At 61.4% G+C, this 24441-nt stretch carries 20 protein-coding genes; 10 read left to right on the forward strand and 10 right to left on the reverse strand.

The genetic code is table 11. The features are described 5' to 3' along the window. Positions 1–114 precede the first annotated feature (114 nt). Entirely contained in the window at positions 115–1515 is a 1401-nt protein-coding gene (gene lpdA / locus JFT87_RS04480) for a dihydrolipoyl dehydrogenase (protein ID WP_201199184.1), read from the forward strand. Between the two features lie 58 nt (positions 1516–1573). On the opposite strand, the gene JFT87_RS04485 is transcribed toward lpdA, so the two are convergent. Next, a complete protein-coding gene (locus tag JFT87_RS04485; RefSeq protein WP_201199186.1) occupies positions 1574–2050 on the reverse strand; it encodes an Lrp/AsnC family transcriptional regulator in 477 nt (158 codons plus the stop codon). Positions 2051–2195: 145 nt separating this feature from the next. Between JFT87_RS04485 and JFT87_RS04490 the strand changes: the two genes are divergently transcribed. Continuing rightward, on the forward strand, positions 2196–2825 hold the full coding sequence (locus tag JFT87_RS04490) for a LysE family transporter (RefSeq protein ID WP_201199188.1): 630 nt from the start codon (positions 2196–2198) through the stop codon (positions 2823–2825). Between the two features lie 3 nt (positions 2826–2828). Here the strand turns inward: JFT87_RS04490 and JFT87_RS04495 are convergent, their stop codons facing one another. The 6 genes from JFT87_RS04495 to JFT87_RS04520 all read right to left on the reverse strand — a co-directional run bounded on the left by JFT87_RS04495 (position 2829) and on the right by JFT87_RS04520 (position 11122). Beyond that, positions 2829–4964 carry a hypothetical protein gene (locus tag JFT87_RS04495; protein WP_201199190.1) on the reverse strand — a complete coding sequence of 712 codons (2136 nt, stop codon included), beginning with the start codon at positions 4962–4964 and terminating at the stop codon, positions 2829–2831. Next, positions 4951–6135: a DUF3142 domain-containing protein gene (locus tag JFT87_RS04500; protein WP_201199191.1), complete on the reverse strand. Its 1185-nt coding sequence runs from the start codon at positions 6133–6135 to the stop codon at positions 4951–4953. The genes JFT87_RS04495 and JFT87_RS04500 overlap by 14 nt, the downstream gene beginning before the upstream one ends. Before the next feature lie 136 nt (positions 6136–6271). Beyond that, positions 6272–7105 (reverse strand): class I SAM-dependent methyltransferase, encoded by an 834-nt coding sequence (locus JFT87_RS04505; RefSeq protein ID WP_201199192.1) that lies wholly within the window; start codon positions 7103–7105, stop codon positions 6272–6274. After that, on the reverse strand, positions 7099–8253 hold the full coding sequence (locus JFT87_RS04510; RefSeq protein ID WP_201199193.1) for an acyltransferase family protein: 1155 nt from the start codon (positions 8251–8253) through the stop codon (positions 7099–7101). Before JFT87_RS04510 ends, JFT87_RS04505 begins: the two co-directional genes overlap by 7 nt. Then, entirely contained in the window at positions 8250–9551 is a 1302-nt protein-coding gene (locus JFT87_RS04515) for a glycosyltransferase (RefSeq protein ID WP_201199194.1), read from the reverse strand. Before JFT87_RS04515 ends, JFT87_RS04510 begins: the two co-directional genes overlap by 4 nt. Then, on the reverse strand, positions 9545–11122 hold the full coding sequence (locus JFT87_RS04520; RefSeq protein WP_201199195.1) for a glycosyltransferase: 1578 nt from the start codon (positions 11120–11122) through the stop codon (positions 9545–9547). The genes JFT87_RS04515 and JFT87_RS04520 overlap by 7 nt, the downstream gene beginning before the upstream one ends. 438 nt (positions 11123–11560) lie before the next feature. Between JFT87_RS04520 and JFT87_RS04525 the strand changes: the two genes are divergently transcribed. From JFT87_RS04525 to JFT87_RS04560, 8 genes are read left to right on the forward strand one after another with little or no spacing between them, the layout of a single operon-like run. Beyond that, complete coding sequence (locus tag JFT87_RS04525) at positions 11561–12475, forward strand: GDP-mannose 4,6-dehydratase (protein WP_201199196.1); 915 nt, start codon at positions 11561–11563, stop codon at positions 12473–12475. Beyond that, positions 12472–13443, forward strand: coding sequence for a GDP-mannose 4,6-dehydratase (gene gmd / locus JFT87_RS04530; RefSeq protein WP_201199198.1), 972 nt, complete (start codon positions 12472–12474; stop codon positions 13441–13443). Before JFT87_RS04525 ends, gmd begins: the two co-directional genes overlap by 4 nt. 3 nt (positions 13444–13446) lie before the next feature. Continuing rightward, positions 13447–14889, forward strand: coding sequence for a mannose-1-phosphate guanylyltransferase/mannose-6-phosphate isomerase (locus tag JFT87_RS04535; RefSeq protein WP_201199200.1), 1443 nt, complete (start codon positions 13447–13449; stop codon positions 14887–14889). Then, positions 14890–15687: an ABC transporter permease gene (locus JFT87_RS04540; RefSeq protein ID WP_201199202.1), complete on the forward strand. Its 798-nt coding sequence runs from the start codon at positions 14890–14892 to the stop codon at positions 15685–15687. Next, positions 15687–16940 carry an ABC transporter ATP-binding protein gene (locus JFT87_RS04545; RefSeq protein ID WP_201199204.1) on the forward strand — a complete coding sequence of 418 codons (1254 nt, stop codon included), beginning with the start codon at positions 15687–15689 and terminating at the stop codon, positions 16938–16940. The genes JFT87_RS04540 and JFT87_RS04545 overlap by 1 nt, the downstream gene beginning before the upstream one ends. After that, positions 16937–18304, forward strand: a complete 1368-nt coding sequence (locus JFT87_RS04550) for a glycosyltransferase family 4 protein (protein ID WP_201199206.1) — start codon at positions 16937–16939, stop codon at positions 18302–18304. The genes JFT87_RS04545 and JFT87_RS04550 overlap by 4 nt, the downstream gene beginning before the upstream one ends. After that, positions 18288–19418 carry a glycosyltransferase family 4 protein gene (locus tag JFT87_RS04555; protein WP_201199208.1) on the forward strand — a complete coding sequence of 377 codons (1131 nt, stop codon included), beginning with the start codon at positions 18288–18290 and terminating at the stop codon, positions 19416–19418. The genes JFT87_RS04550 and JFT87_RS04555 overlap by 17 nt, the downstream gene beginning before the upstream one ends. After that, complete coding sequence (locus tag JFT87_RS04560; RefSeq protein WP_201199210.1) at positions 19419–20549, forward strand: glycosyltransferase family 4 protein; 1131 nt, start codon at positions 19419–19421, stop codon at positions 20547–20549. 90 nt (positions 20550–20639) lie between these two features. On the opposite strand, the gene JFT87_RS04565 is transcribed toward JFT87_RS04560, so the two are convergent. The 3 genes from JFT87_RS04565 to JFT87_RS04575 all read right to left on the reverse strand — a co-directional run bounded on the left by JFT87_RS04565 (position 20640) and on the right by JFT87_RS04575 (position 24373). Next, complete coding sequence (locus tag JFT87_RS04565) at positions 20640–22670, reverse strand: 2Fe-2S iron-sulfur cluster-binding protein (RefSeq protein WP_201199211.1); 2031 nt, start codon at positions 22668–22670, stop codon at positions 20640–20642. 45 nt (positions 22671–22715) lie between these two features. Then, a complete protein-coding gene (locus tag JFT87_RS04570) occupies positions 22716–23342 on the reverse strand; it encodes a glutathione S-transferase family protein (protein WP_201199213.1) in 627 nt (208 codons plus the stop codon). A gap of 110 nt (positions 23343–23452) precedes the next feature. Beyond that, positions 23453–24373 carry a LysR family transcriptional regulator gene (locus JFT87_RS04575; protein WP_201199215.1) on the reverse strand — a complete coding sequence of 307 codons (921 nt, stop codon included), beginning with the start codon at positions 24371–24373 and terminating at the stop codon, positions 23453–23455. Positions 24374–24441: the final 68 nt, after the last annotated feature.

Consider the following 24441-nt stretch of genomic DNA (forward strand, 5'->3'; position numbering starts at 1 on the left):
TGTCATTTACCTGAAGCCTTGACCTAAATACGTTGGAACGCACATATTACGTTCGTAATTTTTATCAACGGCTACGTTTACCCATCCGGCCCCTTTTACTCCAGGAGTACAAGCATGAGCACCTATGACGTCGTGATTCTGGGCGGTGGCCCGGGCGGTTACAACGCAGCGATCCGGGCCGGCCAACTCGGCCTCAAAGCCGCTTGCGTCGAAGGCCGCGCCACCCTCGGCGGCACCTGCCTGAACGTCGGTTGCATGCCGTCCAAGGCCCTGCTGCATGCTTCCGAACTCTACGACGCAGCCATGGGTGCGGAATTCGCCAACCTGGGGATTGAGGTCAAACCGACGCTTAATCTCGCCCAGATGATGAAACAGAAGGACGAAAGCGTTACCGGGCTGACCAAAGGCATCGAGTTTCTGTTTCGCAAAAACAAAGTCGACTGGATCAAGGGCTGGGGCCATATCGACGGGCCGGGCAAGGTCACCGTGACTGACAGCCAGGGCGCCAAGACCGAGCTGACGGCCAAAGACATCATCATCGCCACCGGCTCCGAGCCCACTCCCCTGCCCGGCGTGGACATCGATAACAAGCGCATCCTCGATTCAACCGGTGCGTTGTCCCTGACCGAAGTGCCGAAGCACCTGGTGGTGATCGGCGCCGGAGTAATCGGTCTGGAATTGGGATCGGTCTGGCGGCGGCTGGGCGCTCAAGTGACCGTGGTCGAGTTTCTCGACCGGATCTGCCCCGGCGTCGATGGCGAGGCCGGCAAAACCCTGCAACGTTCATTGACCAAGCAAGGCATCAGCTTCAAGTTGAGTTCGAAAGTCACCAGCGCCACCACCTCGGCCAACGGCGTGCAGCTCAGCGTTGAGCCCGCCGCTGGTGGCACCGCAGAATTGCTTGAAGCCGATTACGTGCTGGTGGCCATCGGGCGCCGGCCTTACACCCAAGGCCTGGGCCTGGAAACCGTTGGCCTCACTACCGACAAACGCGGCATGCTCGCCAACAAGGGTCACCGCACCGAAGCCGCTGGCGTCTGGGTAATCGGCGACGTCACGTCCGGGCCGATGCTCGCCCACAAGGCCGAAGACGAAGCCATGGCCTGCATCGAGCAGATCGTCGGCAAGGCCGGCGAGGTCAATTACGACCTGATCCCCAATGTGATCTACACCCGACCAGAGCTGGCCAGCGTCGGCAAGACCGAAGAACAGCTCAAGGCCGAGGGTCGTGCGTACAAGGTCGGCAAGTTCCCGTTCACCGCCAACAGCCGGGCGAAAATCAACCACGAGACCGAAGGCTTCGCCAAAGTGCTGGCCGATGAGCGCACCGACGAAATCCTTGGCGTGCATCTGGTGGGCCCGAGCGTCAGTGAAATGATCGGTGAATATTGCGTGGCCATGGAGTTCAGCGCCTCGGCCGAGGACATCGCCCTGACCTGCCACCCGCACCCGACCCGTTCAGAAGCGTTGCGCCAGGCGGCGATGAATGTGGAGGGGATGGCGACGCAGATGTAAATCAAAGATCAAAAAATCGCACCTGTAGGCGCTGCCGAAGGCTGCGATCTTTTGATCTTTATAAACTGGGCAAATGCTCAAGCGGCAACGCCCCCGGCGTCTTCACCGTATGAATCGCAAAGTTGCTGCGAATATCACTTACCCCCGGCAACTTCAGCAGGCGCCCGGTGAGAAACCGGTCGTAGGCACGCAGATCCGGCACCACCACTTGCAGCAGAAAATCCGATTCCCCGGACACCAGAAACGCCGAAATCACCTCGGGCAACGCCGTCACCGCCTCGCGAAAGGCCTCGGCCTGTTCATCGTTGTGGCGTTCAACCTTGACCCCGACAAACACCGTCAGCCCCAGCCCCACTTCGTCACGATCAAGGTTGGCCTGATAACCGCGAATCACCCCCGCCTCTTCGAGCATCCGCACCCGGCGCAAACACGGAGACGCCGACAGACCAATCTCATCGGCCAGTTGCACATTGCTCAGTCGACCGTCCCGTTGCAGGGCGGCGAGAATCTTGCGGTCGTAGGCATCCAGTTTCATGGTTTGGCAGATCCTGATGGTGTGTACGTCATGACGTGGCAGGTTATGCCAATTCAGAAGGTTATAGAAGCGAACTACGCAAGCACCTGCCCTGCCCTCCAGCCCTAGACTGACCCTACCAAATCGACAACGAATGGGGTGCAACGTGGCAGGACTCTGGCTGTTTTTCATGGCGTTGGCGGTTGTGTATCTGCTGCCCGGCCCGGACATGATTCTGCTGCTGCAAACCGGTGCTCGTCAGGGCAAAGGCGCGGCGCTGGCCACGGCGATAGGCCTGGGCATTGCCCGCGGTTGTCATGTGGCCTTGGCGGCGCTGGGGCTGGCGGCGCTGTTCAAGGCTGCGCCCTGGACCTTCGATGTGGTGCGCCTGGTCGGCGCTGCGTACTTGCTGTGGATCGGCATTCAATGCCTGCGCACCACCCTGCTGCCGAGCTTGAATGGGGCAAACGCTGGCGGCGAAAAACCACGCTGGCGCGAGTCGATCCAACGCGGTTTGCTGACCAACCTGCTCAACCCCAAGGCACTGTTGTTCTGCTCGGTATTGCTGCCGCAGTTCATCAATCCTCAGGCAGGGCCGGTGCTCGCGCAGTTCGCCACCCTTGGTGTGTTGCTGGTGGTCGCCGGTTTACTGTTCGACAGCGCCTACGCGCTGACTGGCGCGGCGCTGGGCCGTTGGCTGCAACGCAGCCCGTCAGCCCAACGCGTACAGCAATGGCTGTTCGGCAGCCTGTTGATCGGTTTCGCCGTGCGGCTGACCTTTGTTCAACAGGCCTGAGCCTTACTGTGCCTTATGACGACGACGGCGATTGATCAACAGCAAAGCCGTCGCCGTGACCAGTAACACACCGCAAACCTGCAGCACGCGTTTGTAGGGACGAAGTGTCGAGCGCAGGCTATCCACAAACTGGGTCACGTAGCGTTTGTCGGCATTCTGGAAGTCCGGGTCCTGGCATTGATGACCGAAATCACCGGCCCAGACCACGTAAGGGCCCTGCTCGACATACCGTTGATAAAACGCGCTTTGCTCCTCCAGGCTGGTGCCCCAGTTGGAAGCCTTGCACAGCACGGAAGCAAACGCCTGACTGCTGCGGGGCAGATGATCGGCGGCTTTACTGGCCAGGGCCGTGGCGACATAACGGTAATGGAAACGCTCATCCGGTTGCGCCACCGTGGCTTGCTGACGCTTTATTTCGCCCTCGGCCAACAGCGGTCCGACTTTGAGTTCGGGAGCTTCCAGACTGTAATTACCGTCGAACGTCGCGTAATCCGGGGACATCTCGTAACCGAGGATATCCATGCCCCAATCGCGCGCCGTCCACGCCGCGTTGTACAAGGCACTGGCACGTTTGGTCGGCCACCATGCGGCGTCAGCCTTGAGCCGCTGCTGAGCGTACAGTTCGGCTTTGTGCTGCAGGTCAGGATTGTCGAAATAGCCGACGGCTTCTTCGTAGCGGCCCTCGCGCAGCAAGCGCCGGCCGAGCAGATTGCGCAGTTTCGCTGCTACCGAAAGCTGCACGTAGTTGTCGCGATCCTGTTGGGTCAGCACCGGTGGTGCCGGCACATTTTCGTCGACATACCGTTTCAGTTCGTCGACCGTCAGCACGCGTTCAGCAACGGTCGCGGCATCAAACCAATAGATCTCATTGCTGCGATACAACTGCACGAATGCTTGCAGATATTCGCCACGTTGCAACGCGAGAATTGCACTTTCGCCTTCGACACGGCATTTCGGCTGAACGCTTTCAAACGCCCAGTCAGGCGTACGCCGATTACCCCAATCTTCGCTTTGCGGAAAAGCCTGTGCGGCTTTGGCATAAGCGGCGACAGCCGCATTCTTATCGCCGTCGCGCACCGCCAGCTTCGCCCGCAGCCACCAGGCGAGGCCGCCGTCGCCAGCGTGTTCGAGGAAGGCCTTGGCGTTGGCGTAATCGCCCTGTTGATAATTCACCGCGGCCAGCCGATCGGCATTTTCGAAGCTGCCACGGGTGCTGTTTTGCAGGACCTTGAGCAGCTTTTTCTGGTTCGGTGGTTCATCGCCGAACGACCCGCCGAGACGGCTGATCAACGAAGCGGTGACCAGTTTCTGCACGCCTTCGTGCTGCATCAGCTTGGCCAATTCCGGCTCGGGCATATCAGCCAATTCGTTGGCCAGTTGTTTGAGCGAGGTGTAGCCCACCGATGAACCGTGCACGCTCTGCGCCGCGTAAAGATTGATCGCATTGTCCCAGCCACCGGTCAGACGCGCCGCACGGGCCTCTTCCCCCAGGCTGGCAACACCCAGCCCCAGCGGATCGCTGAAGCCGTCGATACTCAACTGCCGGGTCTGCCGGAATGCTGCGATGGCCTCTTCAAGTGGGTCGAGCATGTCGTCGGCGTCGGGACTCATGGCAAACAGCGCGCGCCCTTCCGAATACGCCGCCCAAGTGCTGCGCAGTGGGCGCTGATCCGGCGGCAGCGCCAGCAATTGCCTGAAGTAATCGACCGCCAGTTGATGCTCGCCGACATTGAATGCCACCGCACCGGCCACATACAGACGGATTTCCGCCGGCAGACTGGCGCCCTGCGCGTAGGCGTCGCGGGCATCGGTGAAGGTGCGCAGACGCGTGACCAGAGCTTGCTGCTCAGCGGTCAGGCCAGCGGCCTCCACCTTGCCACGCTCTTCGACAGGATCGGTCGGCTCGGCGTACAAACCATTCTGGGTGCTGGCGGCCGGCGTCAGGCTTTTCAGCCCGGCGATGGCCTGCCCAAGGCGACTGACCTCGAAGCGGAAGTTGCCTTCCGGCAGCTCAGAGAGTGACTGGTCGCGGTTATCCAGCAAACGCATCGGGAAGTCCGGCCCACAGGCCAGCGCCGAACCCAGCGGCAAACCGAGGCTCAGGCAGAGCAGATGGCGGGGCCAGTTACGGGTGAACATTCGAACCTCCTTGATCAATTTTTGCGCAGCGTGCCCAACCGATGGCGCGCTGTCCGCCGGCCGCAATTCGACCGTCGCGCAAGCGGGTGAAGGTAAGCAGATCCGGGCTCTGTTGCAACGCATAACCGGCCAGCGCATCAGCGCCATCACAGCCTTGCACCGCCAGCGTCAGGCGTTCGGGCCAGTCGCTGTCGAGGTTTCCAGGGTTGTTCAGTTGGATATCGTAGAGCCCGTTGTGCTCGCTGAACGTCAGGCCGAGCTGGCTGCTCAGCGCATCGCCACGCGCCACCGCGCGTAACGTGGTCAGGCTCCAGGCGCGGCGGTCATTGGCCAGCGGCAAGCGAAACCAGATCAGCCCGGCCAGATGCGCCGGCGGATCGTTTCGCAATGCTTTGCCGAGCTGACTCAACTGCAGCGGGTCCGCCAACAGTTCCCGGCGCTTTCCGCCCCGTTCAAGCGACACTTCGCTTTCCACCAGCGGTGCACCGCCGTCATCCGGCAACAGCGCCACGCCATACGCCGGCAGCGCCAGATAAAACGGTTTGTCCGTGATGCCTGACCAGGCCCGGGCCCACTTCAACGCCTGATCAGGATCAAACAGACCCCGACGCGGGTCGCTGACGGCGTGCACTTGCAGCACGCTGCTGTCGACCGTGGCCAGCAACGCCGGCAGTTGCGCACTGTCGAGCCACGCCGGCAGCGCGGTGATGCTCAACGCCAGAGATGCCGGTAGTGCCGCGCGCAGATGTTGGAGAAATTCAGCGTAGGCCGGCAACCGTGCATTACCGGCATCGTGGTCGATCTCGACGCCGCTCAGCGTCAGGCCTTGGGCCCGCCAATCGGCGAGCACCTGAAGAATCTGCGAAGTGACCTGAGCCTGATCCAGCGACTTGAGCTGGCCATCGAGACGAATCACCGCGATCACTGGGCGCCCATCGGCGTGCAATCGCTGCGCATCGATCCGCGCCCGGCTCCATCCCGCCTTCGGAAAGGCTTGCAGCGCCAGCACGCGCAGCGTTGAAAAGTCATCGTGGCTGTCACGCAACGCCGCTTCATGGGCGGGCGTCCATTGGCGTTGCCAGATATAGAGTTGTTGGTCGAGGGGCGGCGCGTCGTGTTGCTCGCAACCCGCGAGCAAGATGCCCAGGAACAGACCCACAATAAAGCGCATACCTTCCAGACCCCTGTCACCACAAGGCTGCAAGGTTACACAAAACCCTGTAGGCGCTGTCGAGGGAAACGAGGCTGCGATCTTTTTGATCTTGCTTTCAAAATCAGGATCAAAAGAACGCAGCGTGCCGCAGCTCCTACATGGCTACCGGGGGTTTGCGGGCAATGATCACTTGGCTTTTCGCGACGACCGCATCCAGTGCCTGTTTGATCTGCGCGCCCCGCGGCGAATCGAGGATCGCTTTCCAGGTATCCGCCCAGTGATTGAGCAGCGGATGGTCAGCGTTGCTGAAGTCGACCTTGGCTTCCCAGAACAACAGCATCCACATCGACCAGTAAAACCCGTACTGGCTGTGGCTCAGCACTTCCAGGCCGGCGTCACTGACCATCGCCTTGAACTGCTCTTCGCTGATGATGCGAATGTGGTTGGGCTTCTGGAAGTACTCTGGCGCGGCGATGTCCTTTTGCAGGTCTTCGGAGCTCGGGTGCGGAACGCTGAGCAAATACAACGCCCCAGGCTTGCCGACCCGCACCAGTTCAGCGAGGAACTGCGCCGGGTCGTCGACGTGTTCGATGACTTCGGTGGACACCACGCGGGTGGCGGTCGCATCGGCAATCGGCAGCGGATTGCAGTCGGTCACGTGGCACTCCACGCCCCGGGCCGGCGTATCGCTCAGGCGCTGGCGGGTCGCTTCAACCTTGGCCGCGTCAATGTCGGCAATGATGATCTTCGCCCCGCGCATGCCGCAGAAATGCACGTTGCCGCCATCACCGCAGCCGACGTCGAGCAAGGTGTCCTCAGGGGTCACCGGGAAACCGGTAAACAGCTCGCCGGTTTCCTGGTTGAACCAGCCACTGAGCATCGCGTCATGCAGGCCGAGCATGTACGGGTCGACCTTGTCCGCGACCGGTGCCACTGGCTGCGCGGGAGCGGGCGTGCCCGCCGTGAGTTTCTTCAAAAGGCTCAGCATGAGGTAGCTCCAGAGGATGGGACGGCGGTTCGGGACGTGCTCAGACGTTGCACCAGCGAGGCGCCGCGATTGCGCATGGGCATTTCGACGAAGCGGTAATTGAGTTCGCTCAACAGGACAATCAGCCCGCCAGCGATCAGGATAGTCAGGACCGGATGGCCCGCCGGACTCGGCAGACCGGCCGCCTGCAACCGGAAGATCACTTCGCGCACCAACGCGTACGCCGGAATATGGATCAGGTAAATCCCGTAGGAGCGACTGCCGATCCACACCATCAGGCTCTTCAGCAAACCTGCTGGCATCAAGTAATCACGGTTGTAGGACGCGATCCAGACCAGCACCGCGCTGAGCACGGCAATCGCGCCGATCCGGTAATTGGCGAAGGTGAAGCGGTCGGTGGCCATGAAGCTCAGCGCCAGCGCCAGGATCAGCAGCGCCGCGACGCCCGCCCACGGCCGACGCAAGAATGTCGGCTCCCAGTGCACGTAATCAGGTCGTGCACTCCACATCGCCAGCAGCACGCCGAGGGCCAATGCATCGGTGCGCACCACCATCAGGATAGGCGTGCGCAAGGTGAACAACTGCACCGCGACCAACGCCAGCAACGCCCAGACCAGGTGCTTGCGGCAGAGCAGAATCAGCAGCGGGAACAGCAGGTAAAACTGCTCCTCCAGCGACAGGCTCCAGTACACGAAACTGGTGCCGTATTCGTAGTGGAAAAAGCTGTCGGCAAAGCGGAAGTTGGCATATTGCGCGACCCCGGCCAGCGTCGCCTGCAAGTTCGCTTGCAAGGTGCCGAACGCCCCGGAGCGGTTGATAAACACACAGGCCAGCAGCATCAACGCCAGCCACAACCACGCCGACGGCAGTAAGCGAAAGGCCCGCCGCAGCCAGAAGTTACGCGTCTGCTGCCAGTATTCCTGGCGCGTGCTGCAACCCTGCAAGGCCGGGATCAAACTGCGTGCAATCACGAAGCCCGAGATCGCGAAAAACAGATCGACGCCCCACCACGGTTGCGCCCAGGCATGGATGTTTTCCAGCAATGGCACCGTGTCGGTAAACAGGCTGCCTTGCAGGTGATGAAACAACACGCCGAGCACTGCAATACCGCGCAGCAACTCGATGTCCATGATCCGTTTGCTGCTCATGCTTCAGGGGTTTCCATGGCGGCCCTGCGCTGCTCGAACAATTGCCCGAGGAAAACCTGCAAACGCTGTTCGGCCACGGCCTGACTGCAGAACGCTTGCAGGCTGGTCACCGCATGGGCGGACATCTGCGCATAACGCTCGGGATCGTCCTTGGCTACGTCATAACTTGCTCGATACGCCCTGCACACCGACGCCCAATCAGTGATGTAGCGCAACGTGCGGAAGGCGCGGCGCGGGTCATGGGGCCAGGCGGTCAATTCGTCGGTGGTGTCGATGATGAAGGCGTTGTCGGCATCCAGGTAATCGATCATCGCCGTGGTGCGCGGCGCCACTGCCGGTTTGCCACAGGACATGAACTCCATCAGCGGCAGGCACTGCCCTTCACCGTAAGCGGTGTTGACCACATAACTGGTGGCCTGGACCAGTTGCTCGTAATCCGCATCCGCCAGGTAACCGTAAATCAACACGATGCGGCAGCGGTAGGACTGGTTTTTGTACAAGTGATGAAGGATATCGGCCAGCGCTTCTTCGGCATCGTGGTGGGTCAGTTTGAACACCAGCGTGGCATCTTCAACGTCGCGGAAAGTCACGCAGAAGGCACTGAGCATGTCTTCCCAGTTCTTGCGCCCGTCACTGGGGTTGAACACCGAGGTATAGATCACCCCGTCGAGCACCAACTCGTGCTCACTGGCCGGCGCATCGAAATCGATGCCCTGACCCGTACGCAAATGCACCGGGCCAAACGCCTGCAGGTCGAGCTGACGACTGTCCGCCACCACCCCTTTGATCTTCAATTTCACCTGCCTGGCCAACGGCTGGCGTTGCAACTGCGCACCACGGGCAGCGAAGCGGTCCCATACGGGCGCGGGCACGGCGACGATCGGATAGTCCGCGCCCATGGCCTCGCGCACCGCGTTGACGGTGTAGTTGGAATGCGTGATGGCCGCACCGGACGCGCGCAACACGCTGCACCAGTCATTGCGTGGTTCCCCGGCAAACGGCTCGTTGGGAATGGTGCTGAATTCCCAGGCAAACACCGCCAGGGTCGGGCAGGCAAAGTTGACCGGCGTGCGATGCGGGGGCGAGAACGACAGGAAGACACAGTCTTCACCTCGGGACAGACAGTCGAGGTACAGCGCATCGACTTCGGTCTGTGGGTCGCTGACTTCGACCACTCGCCCCAGTCGCTCCAGCACCGGCCGGTACTCCTTGAGCACGAAGTAATAGCTGTACTCCGAGCGGCCGAGGTTCTGGGCAATGGTGCGCTGGTTGGTTTCCGAATGAATGATGATCAGCATGAGGCGTTATCCGTCACGGTCGCAGGCACAGAGGCCTGCGGCACCAGCCCGAAGAAGTCCGACAGACGTTGCTGCACCGGGGCGAACGCGCAGTAGTCGTGCATGCGATCGATGGCGGCGCGGGACATTCGCTGGTAATCCTGCGGTTGCGCCTTGGCCATCCGGTAGCTGTTTTCGTAGGCGGTTTTCAGCGAACCCCAGTCCGGTCGATAACGCAGGGTGCGGTAGATGATGCGGGTGTCCTGCGGCCAAATGGTCAGCTCTTCGCTGGACTTGACCACAAACGCCACGCGCTCATCGATGTAATCCTCCATGGCGGTGTGATCCGGGGCGATCACCGGTTTGCCGCTGGCCATGAACTCCATCAGCGGCAGGCACAGGCCTTCGCAGCGTGAAGCATTGACGTAAAAACTGGCGGCTTCGTACAGCCGGGCGTATTGCGGATCGTCCAGATAACCGTGCATCACCACCACTCGACAGGCGAACGGTGACAGCTGCGCGAGCAACGTCATCAGCTCGTCGTAGTAGGACGACAGGTCGCTTTGGGTAATCTTCAGCACCAGCGTGGCGTCGTCGGTTTCGCGGAACGCCCAGCAGAACGCGGTGATCAGCTGATGCCAGTTCTTGCGACCGTCACGCGGGTTGAAGACGGTGACGTAGACCACGCCGTCCACTTGAGTCTCGACCTGGGTGTTGGTATCCGGCCACTCCCGGGGTTCGGGCTCGGGCACTGCAACTGTCTGCGGACCGGCGATGGCCGGCAGGTACTCGGCGAGCCGTGCATGGACGGTGTCCGACAACAAGTCGCGAACCCCTTCCCAATACCACTGGCTCAGGAAGTGCGTGCGATGGACCGGGTCCGGCAGCGATTTGCCTTTGTCCAGGCGCCACATGTGCAGGTAATGGCGGGCAATCACGAAGCGCCGTTTCAGTGTCAGCGGCGGTGGCTTCAAAGCCTCCAGCTCGGCCGCCAGCGCCGCCAGTTCCTCGGCACTCGGCGGCACCGGGATCAGCGCATCGGCGTTGAGCCCGAGGGTACGGGAGTCGAAGACGCAGCCCTTGATCTGCAGTGTTGAACCGGGGTTCACCGGCGCGCTGGTGTGGTGACTACGAATGGCCGCGAAGTTTTCCCACAACGGCGTTGGCAACACCAGAACCGGGAAGTCTTCACCCATGGCCCGGCGAATCGCCCGGGCGGTGTGGCTGGAGAGCGTGATGACCCGGCCCTGGCGCGCGAGCATGTGCGTCCAGTCCTGGCGCGGGTCATTGTCCCACTGCTCATCGGGAATCGAGTCGAACTCCCAGGCCACCACGCAGATCGTCGGGCACTCCAGATCGGTCGGGGTTTTCTGCGGCGGGGTGAACGACAGGAACAAGCTGTCTTCGCCAGCGGCGAGCAGTTGCCTGTAGAGGGGATCGACCTCGGCGACGCTGGACACCACGTGCACCCGCCCAAGGCTTTCGAGCACCGGGCGATACGCCTTGAGCACGAAGTAATAACTGTATTCGGGTCGACCAAGGCTCTGGCTGATGGAGCTGTCGTTGACGTCCGAGTAAAGAATGAAATTCATGGCATCCCACGATGAAACCGCCGTCCCGGCAGCCCCACTCTATGACGGCAAAGCAACGGATCGCGGCGGCGTTTGCCGGTCGTCGTCCATCGTCTTCTTGCCCGTCTACGTTCTTGTTTTAATGGTCAGCTTCGCGGGGATGGGAACAACTTTCGCAGCACCCCGAACGATCGCTGGATAATCGTGACGAGGGGCATTCTAAACACATCCGTTGAGGATTCGTGAACCGCCCGACGAGAAAAATGAGGCTACGCTAACGAGAACTGACCAGTCACGGTTGGACCTGTTGAAATTGCGCCGTAATTGGCACAGATTGGCTACCAAACAACTACAACAAAGACTTCGCCTGTTTTCCTACCGATGTTTTCGCACGGTCTGACAGACATTCCCGTCAGCCTGTGGGAAATGGCAGAAGTTTAATGACCAAGGGGCTGCTGTTTGAAAAAGCGTCTGTTCGTTACGGGTCTGAGTGGATTCGTAGGACAACACATCCAATCGCGTCTGAATGCCGATACCTCGAAATGGGAGCTGCTGACGGTCCCTTCGCGCTATGACCTCGGCAACCCGGACAGCCTCGCAGACCTGTGGCCCGAGCTGCCCGACGCCGTCATTCACCTGGCCGGCCAGACTTTCGTTCCCGAAGCCTTCCGTGATCCGGCGCGCACGCTGAACATCAACCTGCTCGGTACCCTGAACCTGCTGCAAGCCCTCAAGGCTCGCGGCTTCAACGGCACCTTCCTGTACGTCAGCTCCGGCGATGTCTACGGCCAGGTCAGCGAAGCCCAACTGCCCATCACCGAAAGCCAGCCACCCTGCCCGCGCAACCCGTATGCAGTGAGCAAACTGTCGGCGGAATTCTTGAGTCTGCAATGGGGCCTGAGCGAAGGCTGGCCGGTGCTGGTCGCCCGTCCGTTCAACCACATCGGCACCGGGCAGAAAGACAGCTTCGTCATCGCCAGCGCAGCGCGGCAGATCAACCGAATCAAGCAAGGCCTGCAAGCGCCACAACTGGAAGTCGGTGACATCGACGTCACCCGTGACTTCCTCGACGTGGACGATGTGATTTCGGCCTACCTGGCGCTGCTCGAAAAGGGTACGCCGGGGCAGGTCTACAACATTTGCTCGGGGCGCGAGCAAAGTATCCGCAGTTTGATTGAACAACTGGGGGACCTCGCCCAGGTCGACATGCAATTGATTCAGGATCCTGCGCGACTTCGCCGCGCAGATCAGCGTCGCGTTTGTGGCAGCCATGCCAAGCTCGCCCAGACCACAGGATGGACGCCTGAAATCACAACACAACAATCCCTGCGGGCGATCCTGTCCGACTGGGAGAAACGAGTAAAAGACGAATGACTAAAAGTGCACTGATCACAGGGATCACCGGCCAGGACGGGGCTTATCTGGCGAAACTGCTGCTCGACAAGGGTTACAAGGTCCACGGCCTGGTGGCCCGGCGCAGCAGCGATTCACGCTGGCGCCTGCGCGAGATGGGGGTCGAGGGCGACATCATTTACCTGGATGGCGACATGGCCGATGCCTGCTCCGTGCAGCGCGCGGTGATCAAGTCGGCGCCGGACGAGGTCTACAACCTGGCGGCGCAAAGCTTTGTCGCCGCCTCCTGGGATCAACCGGTGACCACCGGCATCGTTGATGGCCTGGGCGTGACTCATCTGCTTGAAGCGATCCGCCAGTTCAGCCCGCACACGCGTTTCTATCAAGCGTCCACCAGCGAAATGTTCGGCCTGATCCAGGCCGAGCAGCAAGACGAGAACACGCCGTTCTACCCCCGTAGCCCGTACGGCGTAGCCAAGCTCTACGGTCACTGGATCACCGTGAACTACCGCGAGAGCTTCAACCTGCACGCCAGCAGCGGGATCCTGTTCAACCACGAATCACCGCTGCGCGGCATCGAGTTCGTGACCCGCAAGGTCACCGACGCCGCCGCCCGCATCAAGCAAGGCAAACAGCAGGAATTGCGCCTGGGCAATATCGACTCCAAGCGTGACTGGGGTTTTGCCGGCGACTACGTCGAAGCGATGTGGATGATGCTGCAACAGGACAAAGCCGACGACTACGTGGTCGCCACCGGCGTGACCACCACCGTGCGCGAAATGTGCCGGATCGCCTTCGACCACATTGGCCTGAATTACCGCGACTACGTGAAGATTGACCCGGCGTTTTTCCGCCCGGCCGAAGTCGACGTGCTCCTCGGGAACCCGGCCAAGGCCCAGCGTGTGCTGGGCTGGAAGCCAAAAACCGATCTGGATACCTTGATCCGCATGATGATGGATGCGGACATGAAACGCGTCGCCAAGGAGTAGGCCATGCTGATTCCTGTGATTCTCTCCGGCGGTGCCGGGACCCGTTTGTGGCCGGTGTCCCGCGAAGGGCACCCCAAGCCGTTCATGACCCTGCCCGACGGCCAGTCGCTGCTGGGCAAAACCTATCAGCGTGCCGCCGCGCTGCTCGATGGTTGGGGCGACATCGTTACGGTGACCAACCGCGAGTATTACTTCCAGAGCAAGGATCACTACCAGGACGCGCAATTGGCCCGTCATCGCGGGCACTTCCTGCTTGAGCCGACCGGCCGTAACACCGCCCCGGCCATCGCGGCGGCGGCGCTGTCGCTGCAAGCCCTGCACGGTGACGAAGCGATCATGGTGGTCATGCCGGCCGATCACCTGATCGTCAATGTCGACGCCTTGCAGAGCGCCGTCGCGCATGCCGTGACGCTGGCCAAGGCGGGTTACCTGGTGACGTTCGGCGTCGAGCCGACGACGCCGGAAACCGGCTTCGGCTATATCGAGACCGGTGCACCGCTGGACGACAAAGGTGCGGCCAGGGTGCAGCGCTTCGTCGAAAAACCCGACCTGCAAACCGCAACGCATTACCTGGAAAGCGGCAACTTCCTGTGGAACTCCGGCATGTTCTGCTTCTCGGTGGCCACGCTGCTGACCGAGTTGCAGGTTCACGCCCCCGAACTGCTGGAACAGACCCAAGCCTGCATGGCCGTCAGCCCATCGGTGGAAACCGGCGGTTGCCTGCAACAGGAATTATCGCCGGCGCTGTTTGCCGAGATCACCGACATCTCCATCGACTACGCCTTGATGGAACGCTCGGACAAAGTGGTCGTGGTGCCCGCCGGTTTCGACTGGAGCGACATCGGCTCCTGGGGCGCGCTGGCTGCACTGGTGCCGGCCGATGCACAAAATAACCGCGCCAGTGGCGATGCGATCTTCGTCGACAGCCACAACAACTTCGTCCAGAGCGAAGGCCGGCTGGTCGCCGCGGTGGGTGTGGATAACTTGATCATCGTCGACACCGCCGACGCGGTGTTGGTGGCCCACGCCGACCGCGCCCAGGATGTACGCCGGGTGGCCAAGCAGCTCAAGGACAAAAAGCACGAAGCCTATCGCCTGCACCGCACCGTCAGCCGGCCGTGGGGCACCTACACCGTGCTCGAGGAAGGTCTGCGTTTCAAGATCAAGCGCATCGTGGTCAAGCCGGGCGGCAAGCTGTCGTTGCAAATGCACCACCACCGCAACGAACACTGGGTCGTGGTCGAAGGCATGGCCAAGGTCACCAACAACGGCACCGGCACCCACCTGGTGGCCAAGAACGAATCCACGTTCATTGCCGCCGGGCACAAGCATCGCCTGGAAAACCCGGGTGTGATCGACCTGGTGATCATTGAAGTACAAAGCGGCGAATACCTGGGAGAGGACGACATCGTCCGCTTCGAAGACCAATATGGCAGGACGGTTTGAATGCTGCTTTCCCTGTACCGATCGCTGTGGGGCTATCGAGGTTTCATCCTCGGTAGCGTCAAGCGAGAGTTCCAAGCGCGTTATCGCAATTCGTTGTTCGGTGCCCTCTGGACCGTGCTCAATCCGCTGTCGATGATCGTCGTGTACACGGTGGTCTTTGCCCACATCATGCGCGCCCGCTTGCCGGGCGTGGATGACGGCATGGCCTACAGCGTCTACCTCTGCGCCGGTTTGCTGACCTGGGGCCTGTTCTCGGAAATCACCTTGCGGTGCCAGAACATGTTTCTGGAAAACGCCAACCTGCTGAAGAAAATCAGCTTCCCGCGGATCTGCCTGCCGGTGATTGTGCTGTTCAACGCCGGCATCAATTTCGCGATCATCATCGGGCTGTTCCTCGGCTTTCTGCTGATCACCGGACGCTGGCCGGGCATGGCGTTATTGGCGCTGCTGCCGCTGTTGGCGTTGCAGGTGATGTTCTGCGCCGGGCTGGGAATGGTCCTGGGGGTGTTGAACGTGTTCTTTCGCGACATCGGCCAGTTCTATGGCATATGCCTGCAATTCTGGTTCTGGCTGACACCGATCGTGTATCCGATCAGCATCCTGCCGGAGTGGGTCCAGCGCCTGCTGCAACTCAACCCCCTGACCAACCTGATGGCCAGTTATCAGAACCTGTTCCTCTACGGCCAGTGGCCGGTGTGGAGTTCCCTGCTGCCGATCTTCGTGACCGGTGTGCTGTTCTGCGTGATCGGGCTGCGGCTGTTTCGCCAGCGGGTCGGCGAAATGGTGGATGAACTCTGATGGGGCACATACGCGTTACTGGTCTGGGCAAGGCCTACAAGCAATACCCTACGCGCTGGAGCCGACTGGCCGAGTGGCTGATCCCGTTTTCGCCGATGCGCCACCGCCAGCACTGGGTGCTGCAAGACGTGAATTTCGAGATCGCCCCCGGTGAAGCGGTGGGCATCGTCGGGGTCAACGGCGCCGGTAAAAGCACGTTGTTGAAGATGATCACCGGTACCACCCAACCGACCTGCGGCAACATCCAGCTCGAAGGCCAGGTCGCCGCCCTGCTGGAACTGGGCATGGGTTTTCACCCGGACTTCACCGGCCGGCAGAACGCCGTGATGGCCGGGCAACTGCTGGGCATGCACGTCGAAGACATCGAAGCCCTGATGCCGGAGATCGAACGTTTCGCCGAAATCGGCGAGGCCATCGATCAGCCGGTGCGCACCTATTCCAGCGGCATGCAGATGCGCCTGGCGTTCAGCGTGGCCACGGCCCGGCGCCCGGACATCCTGATCGTCGACGAAGCATTGTCGGTGGGCGACGCCTACTTCCAGCACAAGAGTTTCGACCGCATCCGCAGCTTTCGCAAAGCCGGCACCACCTTGCTGATCGTGTCCCACGACCGAGGGGCGATCCAGTCGATCTGCGACTCGGCGATCCTGCTGGATCGCGGCCGCATGGCGATGCACGACAAACCCGAAGCGGTCATGGATTACTACAACGCCTTGCTCGCCGAACGCGAAGGCCAGACCGTGCGCCAGGAAATGCTCGCCGGAGGCCAAGTGCAAACCATCTCCGGTACCGGTGAAGCCGGCATCCTCAGCGTGCGCCTGCTGGACGAAAACGAACGCGCCATCGATGCCGCCGAAGTCGGTCAACCGGTGGTGCTGGAAGTGCAGGTAGAGATTCGCCAGGACATCGAACGCCTGGTGCTGGGCTTCATGATCAAGGATCGCCTGGGCCAGGCCATGTACGGCATCAACACCCACCGCCAGGACAAAGCCCTGGACGACCTGCACGCTGGTGAGCGAGTGACCTATCGCTTTGCCTTCGTCATGGGCCTGGGCAAGGGTAACTATTCCGTGGCGCTGAGCCTGTCGCGCCTGGACTCACACCTGGACCGCAACTTCGAATGGCGCGACTACGGCCTGGTGTTCCACGTCATCAATAATCGCCACGAAGACTTCGTCGGCTGCTCGTGGCTGGGCGCCCAGACCACCATCACCCGCACGGCCACTGCCATTCACCAGGAGCGCACGTCATGACTCGCCTGCTGGTGGAATGCACCCACGTGTTCCAGCATCCCAAGGTCAACTCGGGCATTCAGCGCGTGGTGCGCAACGTCATCAATCAACTGCCGCCCAGCGTGCAGGGCGTCGAATGCATCCCGGTCGTGATGCTCAAAGGCAAGCTCTACCGAGTGCTCAAGCTCGGCGCGTTGAACATTCCGTTTTTCGATCACTTGATGATCTTTGGCGGGCGTCTGGGGCGCCTGGCCCACCGGTTCTGGCAACTGCACCAACGCCTGCACAACCGCACGAATTCGCGAGTGATCAAGCGTTTGCTGCACGTGGCCTACCGCGTCACGGCGATTACCTGTTTCAGTATTCCGCTGCGTCTGATCGACGGTCTCAACCAATACCAACTGCCCAAGCGTTGCACGCCGTTGCAGCATCAGCCGGGGGATCAGTTGGTGTTGCTGGACTCGTCCTGGCACACCGATTTCTTCCCGTTTGCCGAACAACTCAAGCGCGAAGGCGTGGGCATTGTCTCAGTCATCTACGACTTGATTCCCCTGACCCACCCGCAGTTCTACGACACGCGGCTGGTACAGGTTTTCAACGAATGGTTCGACTGGATCACTAAAACCGCCGACGGCTATGTGGCGATTTCCGCCACGGTGCGCGACCAGGTGCGCGAAGAATTGCAGCGCCGGGTCGGTCCGGCTAAAGCCGATGCCTTGTGGTTCGACTATTTCCACCTCGGCTCAGAACTGGACCTGAGCGAAGCGCGCGCTGCCGTCGAACCGCGCCTGAAGCGGATGTTCGACGCCCCGGAGCCGGTGTTCCTGATGGTCAGCACCATCGAACCGCGCAAGAACCACGACTACCTGCTGGACGCTTTTGAACTCGCCTGGGCGGCGGGCTCGACAGCCCGACTGTGCATCGCCGGGCGCATCGGCTGGAAGTGCGACGCCCTGCTCGCCCGGGTGCACAACCATCCGCAGTTGAACAAACGGCTGTTCATGTTCAACGACCTGAGCGACACCAGCCTCGAATACGCCTACTCCCACGCCCGTTCGCTGGTGTTTCCGTCCTGGGTCGAAGGCTTCGGCCTGCCCCTGGTGGAAGCCATGCAACGCGGGTTGCCCGCGATGGGCAGTGATATCCCGATCTTCCGCGAAATTGGCGGTGAGTTCATGGCCTACTTCGACCTGGCCAAGCCGCAAACCCTGGCCGATCTGGTGGTTCGCTTCGAGAACAGCGGCCAATTCCCAGCGGCTCGCAATGTCACTGATTGGCAGTGGATCGGCTGGCGTGAAGCCAGTGCGCAACTGGCCGAACGCACCCTGCGCAATCTTCAGCCGACACCGGTCGTGGCAGAGAGGCAACATGCGAATTGCCCTTAACGCCCGCATCCTCCAGGCCCCGCGCACCGGCATCGGCCATTACGTTGCCGAACTGGTGGGCGCACTCGCCTGTGAACCGGACATCGAACTTTCGCTGTTCCACGGCTGGGGCTGGAGCACTTCGCTGCCCGAGGCCGCCATGCCCGGCTACTCGCGACTGTCGCCGTTGCTGCGGCAAATTCCCGGGGCCTATCAGGCACGGCGCTGGCTGGCGCAGAAACGTTTCGATCAGGGCCGGTCCCAGTCGATCGACCTGTATCACGAACCGAGTTTGTGGCCGCTGTCATTCGACGGCCCAACGGTCATCACCCTGCATGACCTGACGCACCTGCATTACCCCGAGACGCAACCGCCGGCGCGCTTGCGCGAAATCGAGCGGCGACTGGCCGATGGCGTGCAACAGGCGCAGTTGATTCTGACCGACTCGCAGTTCATTGCCGATGAGGCTCAAGCCTATTTCGCCCTGCCCGCCGAGCGTTTCATCGTCGCACCGCTGGGCGTGGCGGCGCGTTTCCATCCGCGCTCAGCCGAAGACATCGACACGGTCCTCAAGGCCCACGGGGTCGAGGCCCGAGAATATTTTCTCTGCGTCGGCACCCTGGAACCGCGCAAAAACCTGGCCCTGGCCCTGCGTGCCCACGCCTTGCTGCCGGAGGCGCAGCGCCAGCGGTTTCCGCTGTTGATCGTCGGCATGGCCGGCTGGCAGCGCGAGCAATTCAGCGAAGAACTGCGCCAGGCGCTGGCCGCCGGGCACGTCTGCTTGCTCGGTTACCTGCCCGATGAGCACGTGGCACAGCTGTTGGCCGGGGCGCAGGCACTGATTTTTCCATCGGTCTATGAAGGCTTCGGCCTGCCTGTGCTGGAAGCCATGGCCAGCGGCACGCCGGTGATTCTGGTTCGGCATTCGGCGATGCCAGAGGTGGCCGGCGCGGCGGGCAACTACATTGAACCTGACGACCCTGTCGGCTTGCGGGATGCGATGAGCCGACTGATCGACGATAAAACGCATTGGCAGGCATGCCGAGAAGCGGGACTACAACAAGCGAAGCTTTTTTCCTGGGAGCGTTGCGCGAAGATCACAGCCCGCGCCTACCGCCAGGTTTTGGGAGGTTGAATGCGAGTTCTTCATTTTTTCAAGACGTACCTGCCCGACTCCGTAGGTGGCATCGAACAAGTCATCTTCCAGCTCTGCGAAAGTGGCGCCCAGCACGGCATCGAGGGCCAGGTACTGACGCTGAGTGCCGACCCGACGCCGCCCGTGGTGAAACTCGGTCAGCATGAAGTGCATCGGGCCAGACTCGACATTCAATTCGCGTCCACGGGATTTTCCTGGAGCGTGTTCAAACAGTTTCGCGAGCTGGCGGCCGAAGCCGATGTGGTCAATTACCACTTCCCATGGCCGTTCATGGACCTGGTGCATTTCGCCAGCGGCATGAACAAACCGAGCGTGGTCACTTACCACTCGGACATCATTCGCCAGAAACACCTGCTCAAACTCTATCGGCCGCTGATGAACCGCTTCCTCGCCAGCGCTGACCGCATCGTCGCGGCCTCGCCCAACTACCTGCACACCAGCGACGTATTGCAGCAGTTTCAGGACAAGACCCGCGTCATTCCCTACGGTTTGAACAAGGCCGGTTATCCACAGCCTGATACCGAGCGCATGGCCCATTGGCGGCAGAAGCTTGGGGATAAGTTTTTCCTGTTCGTGGGCGTGATGCGTTACTACAAAGGCTTGCACATCCTGCTCGACGCCTTGAAAGACGTGGATTACCCGGTGGTGATCGTCGGCGCCGGGCCACTGGAAATGGAATTGCACGCCCAAGCGGCGGCGCTGGGTCTGCGCAATATCCACTTCCTCGGCCGGCTGGGGGATGAAGACAAGGTGGCGTTGCTGCAACTGAGCTACGCCATCGTGTTCCCGTCGCACCTACGCTCCGAAGCGTTCGGCATCTCGCTGCTGGAAGGCGCGATGTACGGCAAACCAATGATCTCCAGTGAAATCGGCACCGGTACCAGCTACATCAACATCCACAACGAAACCGGGCTGGTGGTACCACCGAGTAATCCACAGGCGTTCCGCGAGGCGATGCGCACCTTGTGGGAAGACCCGGTGCGCGCGGCAGCCATGGGCGTGAAAGCTGAGGCGCGGTATCGGCAGTTGTTTACTGCCGACGAAATGGGCCGCAAGTGGACGGAGCTGTATCAGGAATTGCTGGAAGAAAAATCCCTGTCCTACGCCTGATTCGAACCCGAATCGCCCGATCTTTTGACCTTGTCTGTTAAAAACAACAGCAAAAGATCGCAGCCTGCGGCAGCTCCTAAAGGGGGCGGGTTACAGATCGAGGATCAGGGGTTGGGGGCTTTGTGCCGGGACGGCGCAGCAGATCAGCACGTGCCCCGCCTCCGGCACTTCTGCCGGCGGCTGTGGATAATTCACCTGGCCGCTGATCAACCGGGTCTTGCAGGTGCCGCACGACCCGCCGCGACAACTGAATTCCGGGCGCAAGCCGCGGCTCTCCGCCAACTCCAGCAAACTGCCGCCGTCCGGTTGCCAGCGCGCTTCTTTGGCCGAACGCTGGAACACCACTGGCACCGAGGTCGTCGCGGCTGGGGGTTGTTCGATGACGATCGCATCCGGATCGGGGCGCCGACGCAATGTCGATGGGCCAAAGGTTTCGGCGTGAATTTGTGAATCACGGATGTCCAGGTCCCGCAGCCCGTCGTACATGCCTTGGGTAAAACTCCCCGGACCACACAGGACAAAGTCCAATTGATCGTAGTCCTCAACCTCAAGGATCGACTGCAACAACGCCATGTCGATACGCCCGGTCAGGTCGAAGTCTTCGCCCTCCCGCGCCTCGGGTTCCGGTTGGCTGAGCAGGCGCAGCACGCGAACGCTGTCACCCGCCCCTTCAAGCAAACGGTCCAGCTCTTGGCGAAACGGTTGATCGGCCAAGGTCCGCGAGCTCTGGAAGAACCAGGTCGGACGAATGTGCCGCGTGCGCCAGCCCTGATAAACCACCTCGCGTACCATCGACAGCAACGGCGTGATGCCGACCCCGGCGGCCAACAGCACCAGCGGCCGACGCTCATGGGGCGCCACGGTGAAATGGCCCTGCGGCGCGCGAGCTTCGAGCACATCACCGACGCGGATCTGCTCATGCACGTGGGAAGACACCAAGCCGTCACGCTTCACGCTGATGCGGAAAAAATCATCGGACGGCGCACTCGACAGGCTGTAGGTGCGGATATGCGTCTCGCCGCCCACCTTAAAACGCAGCGGCAAATGCTGCCCGGCCTGGAACACCGGCAAACCGATGCCATCGGCAGGCTCCAGATAAACCGAGCGAATGTTTTGGCTTTCCGCCTCGATCCGCACCACCCGCAATGGCCGCCAGGCATCACCCAACGCCTGGGCTTGCAGGCGAGCAGTGGCCTGTTCCCAGGTGCCGGTCATCAAACTGTTCGGCGACATCCCATCGAACCGCCAGCGCAGGGCCAACGCCGCCGGCCGCCGCACCACGCGTTCAACCTCAAACGTCCACAAGCGCTCGGCGCCTTGAAAGGCTTCGACCTGCGGGCCTTCGAGGATGATCTCGGTGCGACCACTGAGTTGCAGCAGGTCACCCGATTTGAAGTCGACGAATAGCAAACCAGCCCGAGGGTTGAGCAGCAGGTTGCCCAAGGTGTTGAAGTGTAAGTTGCCGGCGAAGTCCGGAATGGTCAGGCGATTGCCTTCGATACGGACGAAACCGGGCTGGCCACCGCGATGAGAAACGTCCACCGAGCGTTGGCCGTCGACGTCCACATAACTGGCGACAAAGAACGTGTCGGCGCCCGCGATCAGCGCGGTGGCGGCGTCATCGAGACCGTTCAGATGCTCAGCCGGGCGGCTCAGCGGATCCGTCAGTGGCACACGCTGAAACTGGCGCAGCTGGATGTATTGCGGGCAATTACCGAACGCCTGATCCACGCTCACCTCAAAACCGTGAGCGTTCAGATGACCGACATGGCCGTTGAGGCGATTGCGCCGGCGGGTGTGCAACTCGATGCCGAGCAAACCGATCGGCTCACCATCGCGCAGTTGCGCCGGATCATCAGCCGCGACCTGGCTGGCGAAATGCAGATGCTCAGGGTCCGGCGAGTGGGCGAACCCCGGCGCGCCTTCAAGCACGCTGGCCCACGGCCGCCCATCCGTATCAACGGCGCCGTACAGCAGGAAGGGCAATTGCTGATAGAACTCGCGGTGCTGATCCGGCATCCAGGTGCGAATCACCTTGCGCCCGAAGGCTTCCATGCGTTCGGCAACCCCGACCTGCGCCTGCAACTGTTGTTCGCCAGCGTGCCATGGTGAACGTTCCATCACGACCTCTCCCCTGCGCCGACGGCACAGTGTGGATTGCGAAAATCAGGCGGTGGTTTGCAGACCGGCGACGGTGCGCGGCATGCCGACAAAACCGGGCAAGGCTTCGACGCGGGCCAGCCACGCGCGCACGTTGCCGTAGTCGTCCAGCGACACATTGCCTTCCGGCGCGTGGGCGATGTAACTGTAGGCGGAGACGTCGGCGATGGTCGGTTCTTCGCCGACCAGGTACGGGGTTTTGCCCAACTCCTGATCCATCACCTTGAGCAGGTTGTATGCACGGGTAATGGCTTCATCAGCATTCAACTGTGCACCAAACACCGTGACCAACCGCGCAGCAGCAGGCCCGAATGCAATCGGCCCGGCCGCTGCCGACAACCAGCGCTGCACCCGTGCCGCGCCCACCGGGTCAGCCGGCAACCAGCGACCGTGGCCGTATTTTTGCGCCAGATACACCAGAATCGCGTTGGAATCGGCCAGCACCACGCCGCCGTCATCAATCGCCGGCACCTGGCCGAAGCTGTTGATCGCCAGATACGCCGGCTGCTTGTGCTCACCTTTCGCCAGGTCTACGAAAATCAGTTCGGTCGGCAATTGCAGCAGGGACAGCATCAACTCCACCCGATGTGCGTGGCCAGAGCGTGGGAAGTTGTAGAGTTTGATCGCTTGCATGGTCGACTCCGCAGTGCAGTGGCGCCGTTGCGGGAATGACAGCGCCGATGGCCGTCATCTTCCACCTATCGCGAAAACTACAGAATGACCAAAAATCGCAATCGATTATTTCATTTAGCGCAATAGCGCCGCATGTTCAACGCAGGATGCTCACGCAAGGCATTCACGGCGAAATCGACAAAGCTGCGAACCCGCACCGGCGCCTTGCGCCCACCCTGATAAACAATATGGATCGGCAGAGGCGGCAATTCATATTCGGCGAGGACAATTTCCAGCTCACCGGCAGCCACCTTGCTCGCCACCTGATAAGACAACACTCGGGTCAGACCCACGCCCATGCAGGCAGCGGTGATCGCCGATTGATTGGCCGTCACCACCAGCCGCGGTTCGGGTTTCACGCTCAGCGGCTGACCCTGATCAAGAAATAACCAACTGCGCTGCTGGCCAATCGACGAAGTCGCCACCACGGGTGCGCCGGCCAATGCCTGTGGATGATTCGGTCGACCATGTTCGTCGAGGTATTGCGGCGAACCGCAAACAACCCGCCGCACTTCCCCCACGCGAATCGCATGCTGATTGCTGTCGGGCAAATCGCCGATACGCACCGCGACATCAATGCCCTCCTCGACCATGCTCACCACCCGATCAACCAGCAAGCCGTTGATCACGACTTCAGGGAATTGATCGAGGTAACGCACCATCACTGGCGTGACAAACAACTCGCCGAACAACACCGGCGCGGTGATCGTCAGTTGCCCACGAGGCTGGGCGTGGCTGCCCGCCGCCGAATCCTCGGCTTCCTGCACCTCGGCGAGAATTCTGCGACAGTCTTCGAGGTAACGCTGACCGGCCTCGCTCAAGTGCACGCTGCGGGTGGTGCGCGTCAACAGCAAGGTGCCGATGCGTTTCTCCAGCGCCGCCACCGCGCGAGTGACACTGGCCGCCGACATTCCCAAACGCCGCGCCGCCGCCGAGAAGCCTTGCTCCTGGGCGACGGCGGCGAAGACCTGCATTTCCTGGAAGCGGTCCATGGGCTCATCCCCAAAATCAAAAGATCGCAGCCTCCGGCAGCTCCTACATGGGCCTCGTGTTTCACCTG

This window comes from Pseudomonas sp. TH15 (assembly GCF_016651105.1).
In the GTDB taxonomy this organism is placed as follows: Bacteria; Pseudomonadota; Gammaproteobacteria; order Pseudomonadales; family Pseudomonadaceae; genus Aquipseudomonas.

Coding starts and splice junctions, on each gene's coding strand:
- lpdA (WP_201199184.1), top strand. CDS start 115: ATGAGCACCTATGACGTCGTGATTCTGGGCGGTGGCCCGGGCGGTTAC.
- JFT87_RS04485 (WP_201199186.1), bottom strand. CDS start 2,050: ATGAAACTGGATGCCTACGACCGCAAGATTCTCGCCGCCCTGCAACGG.
- JFT87_RS04495 (WP_201199190.1), bottom strand. CDS start 4,964: ATGTTCACCCGTAACTGGCCCCGCCATCTGCTCTGCCTGAGCCTCGGT.
- JFT87_RS04500 (WP_201199191.1), bottom strand. CDS start 6,135: ATGCGCTTTATTGTGGGTCTGTTCCTGGGCATCTTGCTCGCGGGTTGC.
- JFT87_RS04505 (WP_201199192.1), bottom strand. CDS start 7,105: ATGCTGAGCCTTTTGAAGAAACTCACGGCGGGCACGCCCGCTCCCGCG.
- JFT87_RS04510 (WP_201199193.1), bottom strand. CDS start 8,253: ATGAGCAGCAAACGGATCATGGACATCGAGTTGCTGCGCGGTATTGCA.
- JFT87_RS04515 (WP_201199194.1), bottom strand. CDS start 9,551: ATGCTGATCATCATTCATTCGGAAACCAACCAGCGCACCATTGCCCAG.
- JFT87_RS04520 (WP_201199195.1), bottom strand. CDS start 11,122: ATGAATTTCATTCTTTACTCGGACGTCAACGACAGCTCCATCAGCCAG.
- gmd (WP_201199198.1), top strand. CDS start 12,472: ATGACTAAAAGTGCACTGATCACAGGGATCACCGGCCAGGACGGGGCT.
- JFT87_RS04535 (WP_201199200.1), top strand. CDS start 13,447: ATGCTGATTCCTGTGATTCTCTCCGGCGGTGCCGGGACCCGTTTGTGG.
- JFT87_RS04540 (WP_201199202.1), top strand. CDS start 14,890: ATGCTGCTTTCCCTGTACCGATCGCTGTGGGGCTATCGAGGTTTCATC.
- JFT87_RS04545 (WP_201199204.1), top strand. CDS start 15,687: ATGGGGCACATACGCGTTACTGGTCTGGGCAAGGCCTACAAGCAATAC.
- JFT87_RS04550 (WP_201199206.1), top strand. CDS start 16,937: ATGACTCGCCTGCTGGTGGAATGCACCCACGTGTTCCAGCATCCCAAG.
- JFT87_RS04555 (WP_201199208.1), top strand. CDS start 18,288: ATGCGAATTGCCCTTAACGCCCGCATCCTCCAGGCCCCGCGCACCGGC.
- JFT87_RS04560 (WP_201199210.1), top strand. CDS start 19,419: ATGCGAGTTCTTCATTTTTTCAAGACGTACCTGCCCGACTCCGTAGGT.
- JFT87_RS04565 (WP_201199211.1), bottom strand. CDS start 22,670: ATGGAACGTTCACCATGGCACGCTGGCGAACAACAGTTGCAGGCGCAG.
- JFT87_RS04570 (WP_201199213.1), bottom strand. CDS start 23,342: ATGCAAGCGATCAAACTCTACAACTTCCCACGCTCTGGCCACGCACAT.
- JFT87_RS04575 (WP_201199215.1), bottom strand. CDS start 24,373: ATGGACCGCTTCCAGGAAATGCAGGTCTTCGCCGCCGTCGCCCAGGAG.